Genomic DNA, 16,995 nt, shown 5'->3' with positions numbered 1-16,995 from the left:
TTGATCACTTAGGGCCGGCCTGCACCGTTGAGTGCAGGCCGGCCCTATTTTGTCTGATCGTCAAGAAGCTGCCGTTTTAGGTTCGTGCCTGAAAGTGAGGCGGAACATTGTCGATCAGTCGACGATCATTTGCCCCGTCGCCGCGGTCAGCTGAATCTGCCATTGATCCTGGACGGGTATCTTCAGCCCGAACACGATCTTCCCACGACGGCGGTAGACCCTTATCTAAAAGGTCGCGGTCAACCGGTGACACGTAGGTGGCAACCCTACGTTTCTTTTTGGGGGCATGTGCTCCGGCCACGCTTCAGTCCTGTTCTGCGTCGGATTCTGAATCAGAGCCGCTCCGGTTCTCCATGACATCGATGGGCTGGGTTCGGCGCACCACATTGCCCAAAACAGCATCAGACTGGAAGCCTCTTCGAGTGATCCCCAGAGCCAGGCGCAGTTCTTCGGCTGTTTCTTCGGGCGTACGTTCGACACCGTCGGAGCGCACCCACATCGCCATTTCGTCGAGTTGGTCATCCGAGTACGCCGCCAAGGGAAGGCCCCTTGCGATGGCGGGGCGTTCATAACGGTTCTCGACATTAGCTTCTTCGATCACGATCTTTTCAATCATGCCGGTCTGCAACTCGTCGCTTCGTTCACGAGCCTGACTGGTCTGGGCCAGTAGATCATCGAGTTCGGGGTTTTCGTCGACGACGATTGGTCCTGTGAACTCGTCCTCAATCGAGGGCAATTCCTCCTCATGAGGGGCTTCTTGCGGAGGGTCGACAACTGCCATGACTGGTCCGGCGATTTCATCAACCGCGTCGAGAACAAGCTGGACGATTGTGTCAGCTTCTTTACCTGGATCGATGAATACAGCCATCGACAAGGCGGTGTGCACTTTCCATCCCTGAGCCTCAAGCAGGGCCGGGCGCATACGATCGCGCACTCGCATTGATGGTTCACTGACATATTCGGCATCGTCGGTCAAGATCGCTACCAGAAGACGACCCGGCACATCCGGGTGTCCGATAGCCAGCGGGATCCTCATGCCTCCCGGAATGCCGACGTTGGGGACAACTTCCAGGCCCATACCATAGAGCCGGTCTGCCAGGTCCACGAGTAGGCGATCCGGTTCAGATTCGAGCACCGGCCATCCGTCGGAGCCGACACCGGATTGGCCTTGCGCAATTTCGAGCAGGTCGAAGAGCATTTGAGCACCCACGGCGTTGAGCCTGCTGCGGTCAATCTCAGAGGCTCGAATACTGGCAACCACAGTGAGATCAGCGCGCACTGTTCGCAGTACGTCAGCCATGAGGTTGGCACCGCGCTGGGTGGAGAGCTCGGAGAAGTCGTGAATGACTCGCCCATGCGGTGTTTTAGCAAATCCAACGCTAATAATGATCCGATCCCTGGAAATGCCAGCAGCTTGGCTGGGATCGACAACAACAAAGGGTTCGGGCGAAGCGCTCGAGAAGAAGTCGGCGAGGCCGGGCTCGTCGCTACGCAGCTTCGTGACGGCTTGGCGAATGCGCTGTGCGTGCCGCGAGTTGAGCGCTATGACGGCCAGTGTCCTATCCGGCTGTTCGACTGCGTGGCTGATGATGAGTTCTGCAAGTGCTTCGACTTCAGGGGTGGTGGATTCGACGGCAGCGGCCCCGGGAGCTGGCATGCCAGTGCCGTCACACCACAGTGCGGTCACGGGCCCGTTGACGGAGGTGTAGGGCACTGGAACACCTGTGTGGTCAAAACCGTGGCGGGCCAGTAGTAGTGCCACCTGGTCGTTGAGCCGTGCTCCGCTGACATCCATACGCAGGCGCGGCAACACTGAAGAAAGGCGCTGGGCTGCACCATTTTCGGTGGCGTTGTCAAGATCGGCCAACACCACGACTTGGCGTGCTCGAGCAATGATGGGGACGAGTTCCGCAAGGGGCAGGTCATCGACCTCGTCAAGGACGAGCAGATCTACCTTGTGCCCTTCTTTGACTATGGCGGGCACCAGGGTGGGCACGGTCATGACAACGGGAACGAGGTGACGGGCCAGCGGGAACTTTTCAAGCAATTCGATGTCGGAGATTTGCCCGTCGAGAGCGGCGGTGAGTGTCTCGTATTGTTCGGGTCGGGTTGCCAGTGCTTGCTGACGCAGTCGATGGAGCTGATCGATGGCTTGTGGAACCAAAGATGCGACTTGTTCACGGTCGAGTTCTCGTCCGGCTTGGAGTGTGGACTCAAGTCGAGCGGGGTCAAAACCTCCCAGGCGCGGCTCATTTGCCAGCATGAGGCCAAGGATGGAAGCCCACCATGCGAGGTCCAACTCGGCGTCGATCAATTCGCGACGCACGTGTCGTTTGCGTAGATCTTGGGTGAGGCCGTCCAAGCCCATCGCATTGAGTTCTTTCAGGACTCCCACCCGTTTGGGCAGTTCGTAGGCACCCTCGGGGTCAGCTGTCAGGCGATCAAACAAGTCTGCAAGCTCGCCGATGTTCATATTCTCCATATGCGGATGTGCTGTGGAGAAATAGGGGTTGAGCCGATCAAGGTCTTCGCGCACGGAAGCGGTCAGGGCCCCAATCTCGTCGAGGCGTTGGGGTAGTGTCGGCCAGCCGTCGTCCTCGCAATGGGCTCGCCACACTTCTCGCCGTTCCTGGACCAGGAGGAGTTCTTTGTGCAGGTCGTCGATATGAACTCCTGGACGGACAAAGTCTTGAGCTTTCTTGATGAGTCTGGAGCGTTCGGCCCGCTTGATGTTGATGCCGTGGTCGCGACGCCACTGTTTGGGGGCGGTGGCGATCACCATGTCTGCGGCGGATCTTTCGAAGATCTGCGGTTGGAAGACGTCCAGGACTGCGCGCACGCCCTCGAACATCTCGAGTTGGTGTTCCCAGTCGACCAGGGTCGATGCCGGGGTGATACCCGCTTCTCCTGCGACTGCTCCCATGTAGACACGCAATTGGGGCAGCGATTCGTCTGCCAGGCGAGCGACCCGTGAGAGAACGTCATTGACCTGTTCGGGCGCATTAATGACGATGCCTTTCCAAGCAGCGTGTTCGGTGGCCCTGTTGAAAATACCGAGGTCGCACGCGCGGTGGAGCAATTCGCGCGCCTTAACGCCTTGGTCTTTGGCGACCGCGAAAAGAGTGTCTTCACGCAAGCGCACTTTTGTCGACGGGCTGGGCCTGGCGCTGGTCAGATCGGTGAGCACCTGCAGGGCATCGAAGGCGCTGATCCCGAAGTGTTTGAAAGGTCGGTGCAGGTAGGTGGTGTATGAGGACAGCGTTTGGCGTACCTCTCGCAGGCGCGAACGCATTTCGTCGATCTGCGACTGATCGGATACGGCTGAGGTATCGGTGATGGCGTAGGAAATTTTGGCAGCCAGGGCGCGCTTAGTCCGCGATGCTCCGTCGATGCGAACTGCCATCTCGTCGATTCCGAGGTCGCGCAGCCGTCGTTCGGCGCGTGCGGTTCGCGACGGTGAACCTGCGATGTGGATGACGGATCGACCGTTAGACCCTGCGTCAGCCAGGATCGCTCCAATGAGGGTGGAGTCGTCCGCGCCGTCTGGCATGTCAATAAAAACGGAGCGTCCTTGAGCTATGGCTTCAACGACGTCTTGCTGTTTGGGCGTCAGGTCGCCCACACCGCGTTCTTTCCAGGGATCGCGGTCCAGGCGGTTGCCTTCGGGCAGCGGCGCACGGGTCAGGGTTTGTGCCTCTTCGTGGCCTGCTAGGGCGCGGATAATGTCAGAGGAGGCAACGACCGCAGTGCCGTCGAGTTCTCGCAGGAGTCCGGTGGCTGGGTGTTCGAAGATGCCGATAATGAGTTCGTCGCGCAATTCGAAACGGTCGAGGACCGAGGCGGCTGTACGCAGGTCCGCGAGTGCTCGAGATGCGGAGAATCCGTGGGCGGTGGTGGCTCGTTCCACGATGTCTGCAGCGGAGATTTGGATACCGTGCTTTTTAAGGGCAGCTCGCAGTACGGGGTCGAGTTCTGTTCCAGAAAGCAGCTGGATGATGACATCGTCACCGTTGTGTTCGAGCGATGTTGGCCGCAGAAGAACGGCTGAGGTGATTGCTTGCCCATCGTCGTACCAACGGGCCTGCCCAATGGATAGGTGGACGGTCCCCACACCGTGGCGTGCCTGGAGGTCTTGGGCGCTTTCAATGATTGTCATGGCCCGTTCGAGGGCGCGCTGGTGCGAAGCAGGTTCGCGGATGAGCAGCGAGAGCCGGGTCGGGTGGTCGGTGTATAGCTGGGACAGACCGCCGGGGTGGGCTTGGCCGATGGTCAGTCGAGGCGCTTGCTCGCCATCGATGCTGGTGACCTGGGTCAGTTCCCTCTTCCAGGTGTCGAGGGCGGTCGACAGGTCGATGGGACGAGTTTCGTCGGGACGCGAGGCAGTGCCCGCGTCCTGTCCGTTCTGCGCGTCGTCGGCATCGTGGTGCCGGGAGAAGAAACTAGAAGCCACGATTCCACGGTACTGGTCGCACCCTATTGGCGGGCGAAGGCGCCGCCGTGTCCAACTGGATTGACACCTTCGTCATAGGTCCAAAGATGCGCTCGGGGCCCCACCTGGCGGTGAGGCCCCGACTTGTGCCCCCGAGACGATTCGAACGTCCGACACCCGCTTTAGGAGAGCGGTGCTCTATCCCCTGAGCTACGAGGGCGCTGATCCGGCTTGCCCGCCGGTTCGCGTGGATGAGTCTAGCAGCAGTATGAGGTGTCCTAAGCATGAGGGCCCACACCAGACTTGGTGCGGGCCCTCATCGCCTCAAAGTTGTTCTGTGCCGTTACAAGCGTCGTCCCCAGTCGGGAGCGTGGGCGGTTTCGACCTTGCCCAGGTGATCGGAGGGAACAATGAGCACCGGGCAGGTTGAGTGACTCAACACTGTTTGCGAGGTCGATCCCAGGAGAACGCCTGCCAGTCCCCCGCGTCCTCGAGTTCCCACTACAACGAGGTCGACGGCTGTGGAGAACTCAATGAGGAGCGACGCCGCAGTGCCATCGAGCGCATGCCGCGCAACATCGATGGTTCGATCTCCCAGGGCTTCCTGAATGGCAATGTTCATGCCTTTTCGCACGTCGCGCAGCAGGCTAGAGTGATCGGCCGCCGTGGGTGACCATGTCATCATGGAAGATCCGGTGGCGATAGGTACTGCCGACACCGCGGTGATCTTCGCATCCCAAAGCTCGGCCTCGTCAATTGCCTTGCGCAGAGCCGACGAGGCCACGTCGGAGCCGTCGACGCCGACGACGATTCTTTCCACGGGAGTGAATTTCTTACCTGCCGTGTGCTTGGGAACGACTACCACCGGGCACTTAGCGTGGGCTGGCAGCGCTGATGACACTGTGCCTAGGAGTCGGTCAGCGAATCCGCCGCCTCCACGCGAACCAACGACAACAAGGTCGACTTCGCGTGACATTTCGACGAGGACGCCTGCGGGGTCACCGGGTTCGATTGAACCGGAGACGTTGGGGGCGCCTCGTTCCTTGGCTTTAGCTTGCGCTTCGTCGATGACTTGCTGTGCGCCGCGTTTAAGAGCTTCGTCATCGAGGACGGCATAGCCGCCGTCGAGAGCCGCTGCGGAATACGATGCGAGCGCGTAAGTACAGAGCACGTGGACACGTGCTCCTGTTCTGACGGCTCTGTCTGCTGCCCAGGAAACAGCGGCCAAGCTCTCTGTCGAGCCGTCAACGCCGACCAGGATGACTTCGGTGGCACCCATGATTTCCTCCTCGTGATGTGAGTCAGTTCATATTGTGCCTCATCATTGCAATTTTCGCGAAGCTCCGTGATGGATATGTTTAAGCCCGTTCAATCACAAGGATCGAACGGGCTTAAAACAGACGAGATATTGAAATCAGTAGCGCACGAAGTATCCGCCAGAACGCACCGATGACACCTGCGAGAGCTGACCGGGAACGGTTGCCTCAACCATTTGGCCGTTACCAACGTAGATCGCGACGTGGCCGGGGTAGGCAACGATGTCGCCGGGCTGCGGGTTCGACACAACAGTGCCGCCGGCGGCCTGGGCCGAGGACGAGTGAGGCAGATTGATGCCGACCTGGCGGTAGGCGTACTGGACGAGTCCGGAGCAATCCAGACCAGCCAGGCTTTCACCGCCATAAACGTAGGGGATTCCCGTCAGAGCCAGGGCGATGGAAGCAACGTCTCCACCGGCTGCTGACACTGCGGCATCAGCGGCAGCCAAAGCACCACCGGTTGAAACCTCTTCGCGCGCCTCAGAACGATTCGCCGCCTGGGTCTGAGGCTCTTCAACGACCTCTTCGACGACGGGAGCTTCAGCGGAAGCAGAAATCTCGTCGATCTGCCAAGCAATATCGGGGACCTCAACGGTGGTGACCTCGTCGACAGCAACGGTGGTGGCCGTCGCGTCAGAGGAGCTCTGCTGGTCTGACTGGCCACCGGGAGCAGCGCTCGCACCACCGGCGACAACGGCTGTCAAAGCAAGGCCTGTCACGGATGCGATAGCGGTGGGACGTACCGGACTCATTGACGTGATGGTGTCAGCGAGATCAGCGATCGGGGCGAGCGGATGACGCGCCATGCGGTGACGCGGAGCAGGCCTAGATGTCACGAATGTTTTTCTCCTTGTGATACCTACGAGGTCAGCTGTCGGATTCGGGCAGGAGAGCCCGGTTCGGTTTCCCGAACTTCACCCCGAGACCCTTGCGGGTCAGATTATTGGGTCCCCCGTGTCGGACTTTTTATACCTAGTCTCTGGCGGTCCAACTTAGGTGCGTCAGAGCAGGGTTGGTCTGTGCGACCGAAAGAAACTGTAAACCTAAATTACTCAAATGTCACGCGACGGTAACGAAAACGTGTCGCAGATAGAGAAAACGATTCGCTAAAGCCTCACAACTTCGCAGGTGTCAGGCTTTTTCAACGAAGAGATGTGGCGATAGCGACACTGGGATCGTCACGTATCCACGCACCCCTCCGGCCTCGTCAACGGCGCTGATGCGCACGACTTCCCCATGCACCGACAACGCCACCGTCGCACCCGGACGCAGGTCGAGCTCATCAAAGGAATGAATCAAATTCTCATCGGCTTGGATCGGCTCACCAATACGCACAATCCTCATGATCACATCTTCGGGACTGCGCACAGCGATCTCTACCGATTCTCCACGCCGCACGGAATCCGCACCAGGAATCGGATTGCCATAGGGGTCGGTGGTGGGGTCTTTCAGCAAAGTGATCAGACACTCCTCGACCTGATCGGACATGACATGCTCCCAGCGGCATGCCTCTTCGTGTACGCGAGCCCAATCCAACCCAATAACGTCAAGCAGGAGGCGTTCAGCCAACCTATGCTTGCGGACCACTTCAGTTGCCAATTCGCGCCCCTGCGTCGTCAGATCTAGGCGACGGTCATTCATGACATGCAGCAACCCGTCGCGCTCCATTCGCGCAACTGTTTGGGACACGGTTGGGCCCGAGTGACCGAGGCGCTCAACGATGCGCGCACGCAGGGGTGTTACCCCGTCTTCTTCCATTTCAAGAATGGTCTTTAGGTACATCTCGGTGGTATCGATGAGGTCACTCACGTCGGACTCCTCCAGTTCACCGTTTGGCTATGGCTTCAGCTTCAGAATATGGTCATATGCCCAATCAGCGTCACAACATCAATAATTACCTTTATTTTCAAGGGTTCTTAGCGCACCCTCATTTTCCAATATGCGAACGATGAATGTCATCGAATTAGTCTGGTGCCTCCATCGCGCTACATTTTGGGCATGGAGACCTTCCCCGCCCTTCCGCCTCAGATCCTTCCAGTAGACGGCCGATTCGGTTCCGGGCCCTCTCGCATTCGCCCCGAACAGATCGCAGCTGTGTCATCTACGGGCCTCATGGGCACCTCCCATCGTCAGCCCCCCGTCAAGAATCTCGTCGCACGGATTCGACACGGGCTCGCCGAGTTGCTCAGCGTCCCGAGCGACTACACGATCGCCCTCGGCAATGGCGGCGCCACCGCTTTCTGGGATATTGCCTGCGCATCCCTCATCCGCCGGACCGCCGTTTTCGCAGTGTCAGGAGAGTTTGGCGCAAAGTTCGCCGACGAGGCAGCGGCCGCTCCTCACCTATCAGCACCGATTGTTGTGCGCGCCAATAATGGCGAGTTAGCGCGCTTGACCGGACGCGAAACAGATGGCGACCTCGTCCCCGATGTTTTCGCTTACGCGCAGCATGAGACTTCAACCGGCATCATCGCTCCCGTGGAACGCCTCGGAAGTACCGATTGCCTCACGCTGGTTGATGCCACGTCGATTGCAGGTGGCTGCCCAGTAGATTTGACGCAAACAGATGCCTACTACTTCTCTCCCCAGAAGTGTTTCGGCTCCGATGGTGGCCTGTGGGTTGCGATCCTGTCGCCCGCGGCGGTTGCTCGCGCCGAAGAACTGAGCGCCGCATCGGATCGTTGGATCCCTAAGTTCCTCGATTTGAAATCAGCAATTGCTAACTCCGTTAAGGACCAGACTCTCAATACTCCGGCAGTGGCAACGCTGATTATGCTGGCTGAACAGATTGACTGGATGCTTGACAATGGCGGTATCGACGCGATGTATGCGCGTGCACAAGCGGCTTCGGATGCGATCTACTCGTGGGCCGAGGCGTCTCAAGTGGCCCGTCCTTTCGTCACCGATCCGACCCTACGCTCCCCTGTCGTGACCACCATCGAGTTCGACGAGGCAGTAGACGCCAAAGCGTTAGCTGCTCATCTGCGCCAAGCTGGGATTGTCGATATTGGCGCCTACCGTGGCGTGGGGGCGAACCAACTGCGCATTGCAACCTGGCCGGCCACCCCCATCGAGGATGTCCACGCGCTTTTGACAAGTATCGACTACGCCCTCGAACACCGGTCCTAGATCAGCATTCAGTCGCCTTTTTGCGCACGTTCAACCGCTTCAGCAGCCTGTTGTGCAGCCCACGCGCGCTCCAGAGGCCCCTCAATGCTCAGACGCGCTCGCCGCAGACGAATGTGCACATCCCAGTAGGCCATCGCCCACAGTCCACACACGAGGGCGATGCCGAGGGACCCGATACCACCGACAAGAATCGACCATCGCGCTCCCCACTGCTCCCCTACCCATCCGATGAGTGGAGAACCGATGGGCGTTGATCCCAGGAAGATCATTGAGTAGATCGCCATAACGCGCCCACGCATCGTCTCGTCGGTGGTGACTTGAATGAGGGCGTTTGCTGCCGTAATAAAGGTCAGCATGGCAAGCCCGACGGGGATCGACAAAATTGCGAAAGACCGATAACTGGGTGCCAGCCCCAAGACGATCTCGAAGAGGCCGTAGGCGGCGGCAGCAAGAATAATGAGCCGCATTCTGGGGCGAGTGCGGCGTGCTGCAATGAGCGAGCCTGTCAGTGCTCCAATAGCCATGAAGGACGACAAGATCCCGTATTCGCCGGCTTCTTTTCCATACACTTCGGTAGCCATGAGGGCGCTGGTCAACTGGAAGTTCATTCCCAGGGCTGACACGACGGCAACGGTCACCAGAAGCACGAGAATGTCAGGGCGGTTACGGATATAGACCAAGCCCTCACGGATCTGCCCTTTGGCGCGCCGCACAATTCGACGCGGCACCAACTCATCGACTCGCATCAGTGCCAGAGCAGTGACAGGAGCCAAGAAGAGGACGGCATTGACGATGAATACCCACCCAATGCCAACCCACTCAATAAGGAGGCCCGAAGCAGCGGGGCCGATGAGACGTGCGGTATTGAATGCCGTGGAGTTCAGACCTACCGCGTTTGGTAAGGAGTTGGCGGGCACCAGTTCCGACACGAAAGCTTGACGGGCAGGCGAATCCAATGCCGAAGCAACTCCACCGAGGAGGGCGAGGACGTAGACGTGCCACAGTTGCGTCATGTCCGTCAGGACAAGGATGCCGAGGATCAATCCCAGAAGGCCGGTGGTGAGTTGGCAGGCTTGGAGCAAATACCGACGGTTAAGGCGATCGGCTAGGACGCCGGCCCAGGGTGACAGGATCAGCAGGGGCAGAAATTGGAGGGCGGTAACAATCCCCACCTGGGTTCCAGAATTCTCTGTTAGGACAGTCAGAACGAGCCAGTCCTGGGCAACACGCTGCATCCATGTTCCGGTTGAGGCAATGATCGAGCCAATGAACCAGAGTCGAAAGTTGTAAAACCTCAGCGAGTGGAAGGTGCGGGACACGGGCGAGTGCGCCTCCGTAGGTGCATACGAGTGGGATGGTTACAGCATAGAGCGGCCCGCGAGAAGTCTCTCGCGGGCCGCTCACAGATCACATGCTCAGGAAATAAGAGCCCGGATGGGGCCGGTCAGGAAGTAGATGACAAAGAGGAGGGAGACCAACCACAGAAGCGGGTGAACCTTCTTCGCCTTATTCATGGCGGCCATGACAATGGTGTAGGTGATGAAGCCAACGCCAATACCCACCGAGATGGAGTATCCGAAGGGCACGAGGGCGATGGTCATGAAGGCGGGGATTCCGTGCTCGACCTTGGTCCAGTCAATCTCGGTCACCTGCTGCATCATAAGGAAGCCCACGAAGACGAGGGCTGTTGATGCGGCTTCGGTGGGTACGACCTCGACGAGTGGAGCCAGGAAGGTCGACAGAAGGAAGAGAATGCCGGTGGTCACCGAGGCGAGGCCGGTGCGCGCACCATCACCCACACCTGCGGCGGACTCAACATAGGAGGTGTTGGAGGAGACGCCGCCGACACCGCCGGCAACTGCTGCCAGTGAGTCAATCAGCAAGATGGCCTTCGTGCGAGGGGGATTGCCGTTCTCATCCAGGAGCTTGCCTGCGCCACCAACCGCAACCATGGTGCCCATGGTGTCGAAGAAGTCGGCGAGCATGAGCGAGAAGATCGTCAGGCAGACAGCCACGACACCCATCTTGGTGAAGCCGCCCAACATGTCGACCTTGCCCAGCGTATCGAAAACCGGCACGGCGACCGGTGATCCTTCAAGCGCAGGAATGGTGGTGCCCCAGCCAGTGGGGTTGTCTTCGGAGAGGCTACCCAGCGGGGAGATCGCTTGGACGATCACAGCCAGGATGGTCGCCGCAATAATCGAAATCAGGACCGCACCCTTGACCTGACGCACATACAGGACGATTGTCAGGAAGAGGCCGAAGATGAAGACCAGCATCGGCCAGCCAGAAAGCGAGCCGGCAATACCGAATTCAATCGGAGTGGCTCCCGCTCGGATGATGCCCGCATTGAGCAGACCGAGTAGGGCGATGAAGAGGCCCAGGCCCACGGTGATGGCGGTCTTGAGAGCACTAGGAACTGCTCGGAAGACGGCCTCGCGGAATCCGGTGAGGACCAGGATCGTGATGAGGATACCTTCCCAGGCGACGATACCCATAGCCTGTCCGAAGGTCAGGCCATTAGCTAGCACGAGGGTGAAGGCGACCATAGCGTTGAGTCCCATGCCTGCAGCTAGTGCCAGCGGATAGTTGGCAATAGCGCCCATGAGAATGGTCATGACACCAGCAACGAGGGCGGTGCCCGCTGCGATTCCTCGCGTGGTGATGGATCCGTCTTCAGGCAGGGCTGCAGACAGGATCGCAGGGTTCACGACGAGGATGTAGGCCATCGCGAAGAAGGTAACGAAGCCGCCGCGAATCTCGCGGCCAATCGTCGAGCCGCGGTGGCTGATCTGGAAGAACTTATCAAGGGACTGTGCGACCGCAGATTGGGATGGGGCGGTCTTGTGCTGTGTGCTCACATGCTCAATCGTGCACGGTCAGTGTGATGGGCCGCAAAAAAGTCGAACGTGAGTTTCGCCAACTATTTGACGCCCAGATCTCCTGGGCGACCAAAAAACGGCGTGCGTTTGGGCGATCTTCCGCTGTTTTCGAGGCGTCAACGTCCTTGATCGTCCGAGGCGCGATCTTGTGACATCGGCTCGGATTCTAAGGCTGCGTCATTGATCCGCGATGGGCGCACCGGCCACGCCGTGCCATTTTTGGGGACATCGGTCTCTGAGTGCGCTCCGCAGGTGTGGTCGAGGCTAACCACGCGACCATCGTCGGGGGCCCATTCGTTGGCGCACACACCGAAAACAGTTCGCATTGATCCTGACATTTTGAGCAGGAAGCCGCATGAAGAACAGGTGTGACGAGGGCGGCGCCCCGATTTCGGCCCCTGCTCGGAGGCATACCATCGTTTCACCGCGTCAGCGCGCCCCTGTTGAGACAGGACTCGGGCACGTCCCAGGCCCAGCTCACGAATGAGTGGCAGGTCTGCGTCCTCGCTGGAATCTTCGTAGCCCTGATCGAGCCGTTCGTCGTCAGCCTGGTACGGCAGAGCATCCTCGCGACTGATATCTCCGGGGCGCAGACGCTCCTCCCACGGAACCCAGTCGGGAGCAAGAAGGGCCCCATCTCGCGGCGTCATATCGACTTCGCAGACGGTGGCAGTGCGACCTCGAGGAACGCGTGCAACAGTCACTGTCCAGCACCAACCCATATATCCCGGATCGGTGGAAGCAAACCAGTGAGTGCCGAGTCGTTCTGCGTCCATTGAGAAACCCAGGTGTTCACCGACGGGCCGAGGGTGTGCAACGGCCTGCGCTGCGGCTAGCGCTACGTCGACTGCTGTTTCTAGGACAGCATCCGTTTTCACCGGCCGGATACGTTTGGACTGTTCAGGCATCGAAGTCCTCAGCAACGGCGCGCAGCACCATTGCGATCTTGGCTGCGTTGTCGGGGTATTTTCCTCGGCGCAGCGAGTTGGATGACGCGTCGAGCAACTTAATGAGGTCTTCGACCACGGGCACCATGGCCTGGGGCTTGCGGCGACGGTTCTGTGCGACAGACGGAGCTTCAGCAACAATCCTGACCGACAGGGCCTGGGGGCCTTTTCGTCCATCCGCAATCCCATACTCGACCCGGGTGCCAGGACGCGGGTTGGGAGCGTCGACGGGCAGTGCCGACGCGTGCAGGAACACCTCGACGCCGTCATCTCCTCCGATGAAACCGAAGCCGCGATCTGCGTCAAAGAATTTCACCTTGCCGGTGGGCATGGCCGTCCTCTTTCAGTCGATAAAAGTTAATGGCCTCGTCCAGAGGCCTTGCACCATGATAGTGGTCGCCGCGGTCTTCTGCTCAAAATCAGCCACGCCGAGGGCGAACATCTGTGCTTGGCTCTTCACGGGCACATCGACTCATCGCACCGTAATCTGGGGATACACACATTCCAGACGACTCGTCGGTGACACCGAACATGAGGAGAACCCGTGGGCAGAGTTCATCGCATTACAACAGCACTAGCGGCAACCGCACTGGCCGTGACCAGCATTTTCACGTTGCCTGCTTCGACGCTAGCAACCTCTCCCGTGACAATCGACGATAAAGTCGTCGATCCCGAAGGTTTCCTTTCCTCAGATCAAGTCGATGAGATTCGTAGTGCAGCATCTGATGCTGGATCCGAAGGCCTCGATATTTACTTTGTGGCAGTGCCTGACTTGTCTGGTGGAGATGGCGTTCAGTGGTGCCAGTCAGCGGGATCAAACTCGGGATTGTCCAGCCAGTCGATCGTTTATGTCATTGCCTATGAGCAACGTAATCATTCCTCGTGCGGTAACCAGGGCGAGCAGGTCGTGACTAACTCCGATCTAACCCGCGCCCACAGCGCCGCGCAGGAGATCCTCGCAGCCTCAAATCCGCTGACGGCGCAGGCAACAACAGATGCCGCATTGACGTTCATTGAGACCACAATCCAGGCAGCCGGGGACACTAACAGTTCAGCTTCCACGGGCTCGTCCTCGTCGTCAGGATCGTCGCCAGTCACTTCGACGAATTCGGCCTTCCTTCTATTCGTCGCCATTGCGGTGGGCGGCGCCGCTGTCATGGCCTTGGTGGCCCTATTCGGCTCACGCAAGAACACCAAGAACCTCAAAGATGCTGCGGCTCGCGATTTGGCCACATGGGAAGCTAAGGCCGACCTGGCGAATCGCCGTCTGCTCGAAGCCGATGAACTGGCGCGTTCAGCCAATGACGAACTGGAGTTCGCTCGCGCCCAATTCGGCCAGAATCGCACGGATGCCTACGCGCACGCCCTCGCAGAAGCACACAAAGTCATACGCCACGGCTTTGACCTGCAGCGTCAAATGAACGAGGCAACAGATCCGCGTTCACGCGCAACGCTTGCCTCGCAGATTCTGTCATCCCTGGATCAAGCATTACCGCGGCTGACTGCTCAACAAAAGGAGTTCGCGGCCCTGCGCGACTCGCAGGCAAGCGTGTCCGAGCAAGCCGCGGAGGTGCGCGGCCGCATCGACGAGACGCAGGCTTCCATCGGAGCTGCTGAGGCCGAGTTGAAGTCCTTGTCCGCAATGTTCCCAGCGGCCTCGATTTCATCTCTCCTGGACAATCCGGAACAGGCACGTGCGCTTTTGGATTCAGCTCGTCAGGCGGTTGAGCGCGCTGCTTTTTTGGCTCAAAGTGACGCCGTCAATGCGTTGGTTGCTTTGGATACTGCTCGCCGAGGCTTGGCAATGGCTCAGCACCAAGTCGGCGCGGTGATGAATGCTCAAAACGACCTGGCCGGCGTACAGGAGTCGCTCACGGCTGCAATCGCCTCGATTACCTCCGACATGTCAGATGTAACGCGACTTGGCGCTGACCGTCAGGCCTTTGCTCCATTGTTAGCGGATGCCTCGGCTGCCGTTGACACGGCACTCAAGGCGCGAGATTCTCAAGCTGATCCCCTTGAAGCTTTGGAGCGACTTCGCACGGCTGAGGCGGCTTTGGACGCTGCGTTGGAGCCGTTGCGTAGTGCTGATGAAGCCCGCGCAAAGCAGGCAGTGCGCGCTCAAGCTCAGATTCGAGATGCGACTGATGCATTGATACGTGCGCAGTCATTTGTCCAGGGGCGGCGTGGTGCAATTGGCTTATCAACGCGCTCGTTGCTGTCGCAGGCCGAGACTGCATTGTCGCAGGCACAGTCAGCTCTACCGAAGGATCCCAGCGCTGCAATGAGCCACGCGGCCAATGCAAGCGTGCTGGCTGGCCAGGTCCTGTCGAGGACGCGCGACCACACAGGCTTCGATGATGAGTCTGACTTTGGGTCCGGGTCTGGCTCCTCATTGGGCGAGGCGTTGCTCTGGTCTGTGCTCTTGGGCGGCGGAGGCAGTTCCAGAGGTGGCGGTGGAGGCGGCTTCAGTGGAGGTGGCTTCAGTGGAGGTGGCTTCAGTGGAGGTGGTTTTGGCGGCGGCCGAACCTCAAGTTTCTAAATCTTTTGCGCTCACAGCCAATCCTCAGCGATACCCAAGCATCTCGTCATTCCCACCGATAGGATCGACTTGGAAATCACGTCCCCTACAAACAACTCAGATTCGAAGACTAAGGAGCCGTCATGGCAGAAAAGCAATCCATTCTCGGACGTATCACCCAGCTTGCGAAGGCAAATATCAATGCTCTTCTCGACAAGGCTGAAGATCCGCAGAAGATGCTGGATCAGTTGATCCGCGATTACACCAATTCAATTGCTGACGCTGAAACAGCCGTCGCTCAAACTGTCGGCGATCTGCGTCTGGCTGAGAAGGATCATGCTGACGATGTGGCCACGGCTGCTGACTGGGGTCGCAAGGCAGCTGCAGCTTCGGCTAAGGCTGACGAGCTGCGTAATGCTGGTGATTCGGTTGGTGCTGACAAGTGGGATGGTCTGGCTAAGGTCGCCATTGGTAAGCAGATTCAGTTTGAACGCGAGGCTGCTGATGCTGCTCCGATGATCGCTTCCCAAACTGAGGTGGTGGAGAAACTCAAGAGCGGGCTTGCTCAGATGAAGGACAAGCTTTCCGAGCTGCGGTCCAAGCGTGACCAACTGGTTGCTCGCCAGAAGTCTGCTGAAGCTCAGGCTCAGGTCACCGACGCGATTTCGACGATCAATGTTTTGGATCCGACCTCAGAGTTATCTCGTTACGAAGAAAAGGTGCGTCGCACGGAGGCTCTTGCGCAGGGCAAAGCCGAAGTTGCAGCCTCGTCCCTGGAGTCTCAGTTCGCTGAACTCGAAACAGATTCCTCAGACGTTGAGATCGAGGCTCGCCTAGCCGCTTTGAAGAACCAGGGCTGATCACATAGATCTGGTCAATACACTGGTGCCCCGCTCGATCCGAGCGGGGCACTGTGTTGTTGCAGCCGAGGACGCCTCATGGGCGAAAACGCTAGCCGTCGCCCTCTTGGATCGGGCGGCGAGGTGGCCGCGGTGGGTCGGGCGTTGAGACGAGCGCGAAGCAGCTCGCCTCATGGGCGAAAACGCTAGCCGTCGCCCTCTTGGATCGGGCGGCGAGGTGGCCGCGGTGGGTCGGGCGTTGAGACGAGCGCGAAGCAGCTCGCCTCATGGGCGAGGACGCCTCGCCGCCCGATCCTCCCAGGTCACAAATAATCGAAAGGATTAAAGTCGTCGATGTCGATGATATGAAGCCTGGGAAGTTTGACCTGGAATGCTTGGACATCGTACTCAAGATCGATGATTTCTAACCCGCGCTCTTCGAGCTCGTGCAGCTTAGAAGACAAGAACTCCTTGAAGCACATGATTGCCACTCGCCGCCCCTGGTCGAGCAGCTCCTCAATCTGAGGCAGGTAGTCAACGTCATGGCTGGCAACGATCACCGATCCGCTTCCAAGCTCGCAGATGGCTTCCATGGTGCGCTGCAAACCAACGTCGACCACCTTCATGTCTTCGGGTCCCGACAGCGGAATGACCGAATACTCCATAGCGGTCAGGGCTTGAACAAACCCCATTGGTAAGAACCCGGATGAGCCGTTGAGGAAGAAGAGTCCCTTGGCTTTGGTTCCCCATTGTTCTGAGGCGGCTTCAAGGACTCGGTCCCATCGGGGCCGTTCTTCTGGGTTGGGTCTTCGGTCTAGGACTGACATTCCCAGGGTTGCGTCGATGTTTTCGCCGTCGACAACGAGGTAGGTCGGGGCATTAGCTTTTTGATTACTTATTTCGTTACTCATAGGGCGATCTTAGCGGTCTTA

General features: G+C 58.9%; 13 protein-coding genes, 1 tRNA gene and 1 riboswitch. Of the genes, 3 read left to right on the top strand and 11 right to left on the bottom strand.

What is annotated here, in order from left to right:
* Positions 1-76: 76 nt before the first annotated feature.
* From G439_RS0101785 to G439_RS0101760, 6 genes are all read right to left on the bottom strand, one after another.
* Positions 77-301 (bottom strand): hypothetical protein, encoded by a 225-nt coding sequence (locus G439_RS0101785; RefSeq protein WP_022867478.1) that lies wholly within the window; start codon positions 299-301, stop codon positions 77-79.
* Positions 302-304: 3 nt separating this feature from the next.
* Positions 305-4,450 carry a hypothetical protein gene (locus G439_RS10760; RefSeq protein ID WP_022867477.1) on the bottom strand — a complete coding sequence of 1,382 codons (4,146 nt, stop codon included), beginning with the start codon at positions 4,448-4,450 and terminating at the stop codon, positions 305-307.
* A gap of 126 nt (positions 4,451-4,576) precedes the next feature.
* Positions 4,577-4,649: transfer RNA gene (locus G439_RS0101775), tRNA-Arg, on the bottom strand.
* 123 nt (positions 4,650-4,772) lie between these two features.
* A complete protein-coding gene (locus G439_RS0101770; RefSeq protein ID WP_022867476.1) occupies positions 4,773-5,708 on the bottom strand; it encodes a universal stress protein in 936 nt (311 codons plus the stop codon).
* Between the two features lie 135 nt (positions 5,709-5,843).
* Positions 5,844-6,581 carry an NlpC/P60 family protein gene (locus G439_RS0101765; protein ID WP_022867475.1) on the bottom strand — a complete coding sequence of 246 codons (738 nt, stop codon included), beginning with the start codon at positions 6,579-6,581 and terminating at the stop codon, positions 5,844-5,846.
* A gap of 5 nt (positions 6,582-6,586) precedes the next feature.
* Positions 6,587-6,740: riboswitch (cyclic di-AMP (ydaO/yuaA leader) on the bottom strand.
* Positions 6,741-6,876: 136 nt separating this feature from the next.
* Positions 6,877-7,554: a metal-dependent transcriptional regulator gene (locus G439_RS0101760; protein WP_022867474.1), complete on the bottom strand. Its 678-nt coding sequence runs from the start codon at positions 7,552-7,554 to the stop codon at positions 6,877-6,879.
* Between the two features lie 189 nt (positions 7,555-7,743).
* On the opposite strand from G439_RS0101760, the gene serC reads away from it, so the two are divergent.
* Complete coding sequence (serC, locus tag G439_RS0101755; RefSeq protein WP_026459281.1) at positions 7,744-8,874, top strand: phosphoserine transaminase; 1,131 nt, start codon at positions 7,744-7,746, stop codon at positions 8,872-8,874.
* An 8-nt stretch (positions 8,875-8,882) separates the two neighbouring features.
* On the opposite strand, the gene G439_RS0101750 is transcribed toward serC, so the two are convergent.
* The 4 genes from G439_RS0101750 to G439_RS0101735 all read right to left on the bottom strand — a co-directional run bounded on the left by G439_RS0101750 (position 8,883) and on the right by G439_RS0101735 (position 13,034).
* Entirely contained in the window at positions 8,883-10,193 is a 1,311-nt protein-coding gene (locus tag G439_RS0101750; RefSeq protein ID WP_022867472.1) for an MFS transporter, read from the bottom strand.
* 96 nt (positions 10,194-10,289) lie between these two features.
* The gene (locus G439_RS0101745; RefSeq protein ID WP_022867471.1) at positions 10,290-11,735 is read right to left on the bottom strand and encodes an NCS2 family permease; all 1,446 of its coding nucleotides are present in this window, start codon (positions 11,733-11,735) and stop codon (positions 10,290-10,292) included.
* A 137-nt stretch (positions 11,736-11,872) separates the two neighbouring features.
* On the bottom strand, positions 11,873-12,664 hold the full coding sequence (locus tag G439_RS0101740; RefSeq protein ID WP_026459280.1) for a DUF3027 domain-containing protein: 792 nt from the start codon (positions 12,662-12,664) through the stop codon (positions 11,873-11,875).
* Entirely contained in the window at positions 12,657-13,034 is a 378-nt protein-coding gene (locus G439_RS0101735) for a cold-shock protein (protein WP_022867469.1), read from the bottom strand. Before G439_RS0101735 ends, G439_RS0101740 begins: the two co-directional genes overlap by 8 nt.
* 213 nt (positions 13,035-13,247) lie before the next feature.
* On the opposite strand from G439_RS0101735, the gene G439_RS12590 reads away from it, so the two are divergent.
* Together G439_RS12590 and G439_RS0101720 are read left to right on the top strand one after the other, a co-directional pair.
* Positions 13,248-15,245, top strand: coding sequence for a TPM domain-containing protein (locus G439_RS12590; protein ID WP_022867467.1), 1,998 nt, complete (start codon positions 13,248-13,250; stop codon positions 15,243-15,245).
* Positions 15,246-15,367: 122 nt separating this feature from the next.
* Positions 15,368-16,084: a PspA/IM30 family protein gene (locus G439_RS0101720; RefSeq protein ID WP_022867466.1), complete on the top strand. Its 717-nt coding sequence runs from the start codon at positions 15,368-15,370 to the stop codon at positions 16,082-16,084.
* A gap of 302 nt (positions 16,085-16,386) precedes the next feature.
* Here the strand turns inward: G439_RS0101720 and G439_RS0101715 are convergent, their stop codons facing one another.
* The gene (locus G439_RS0101715) at positions 16,387-16,974 is read right to left on the bottom strand and encodes an NYN domain-containing protein (RefSeq protein WP_022867465.1); all 588 of its coding nucleotides are present in this window, start codon (positions 16,972-16,974) and stop codon (positions 16,387-16,389) included.
* Positions 16,975-16,995 lie beyond the last annotated feature (21 nt).

The sequence above is a fragment of the Schaalia vaccimaxillae DSM 15804 genome, assembly GCF_000420425.1.
Classification (GTDB): Bacteria; Actinomycetota; Actinomycetes; order Actinomycetales; family Actinomycetaceae; genus Pauljensenia; species Pauljensenia vaccimaxillae.
The sequence above is the reverse complement of the archived record's forward strand: the minus strand, read 5'-3'. Positions and strand labels throughout refer to the sequence as shown.

Excerpts from the sequence above, each read along its gene's own strand:
- G439_RS0101740 (WP_026459280.1), bottom strand. The coding sequence starts at position 12,664 with ATGCCTGAACAGTCCAAACGTATCCGGCCGGTGAAAACGGATGCTGTC.
- serC (WP_026459281.1), top strand. The coding sequence starts at position 7,744 with ATGGAGACCTTCCCCGCCCTTCCGCCTCAGATCCTTCCAGTAGACGGC.
- G439_RS0101735 (WP_022867469.1), bottom strand. The coding sequence starts at position 13,034 with ATGCCCACCGGCAAGGTGAAATTCTTTGACGCAGATCGCGGCTTCGGT.
- G439_RS0101715 (WP_022867465.1), bottom strand. The coding sequence starts at position 16,974 with ATGAGTAACGAAATAAGTAATCAAAAAGCTAATGCCCCGACCTACCTC.
- G439_RS0101720 (WP_022867466.1), top strand. The coding sequence starts at position 15,368 with ATGGCAGAAAAGCAATCCATTCTCGGACGTATCACCCAGCTTGCGAAG.
- G439_RS0101770 (WP_022867476.1), bottom strand. The coding sequence starts at position 5,708 with ATGGGTGCCACCGAAGTCATCCTGGTCGGCGTTGACGGCTCGACAGAG.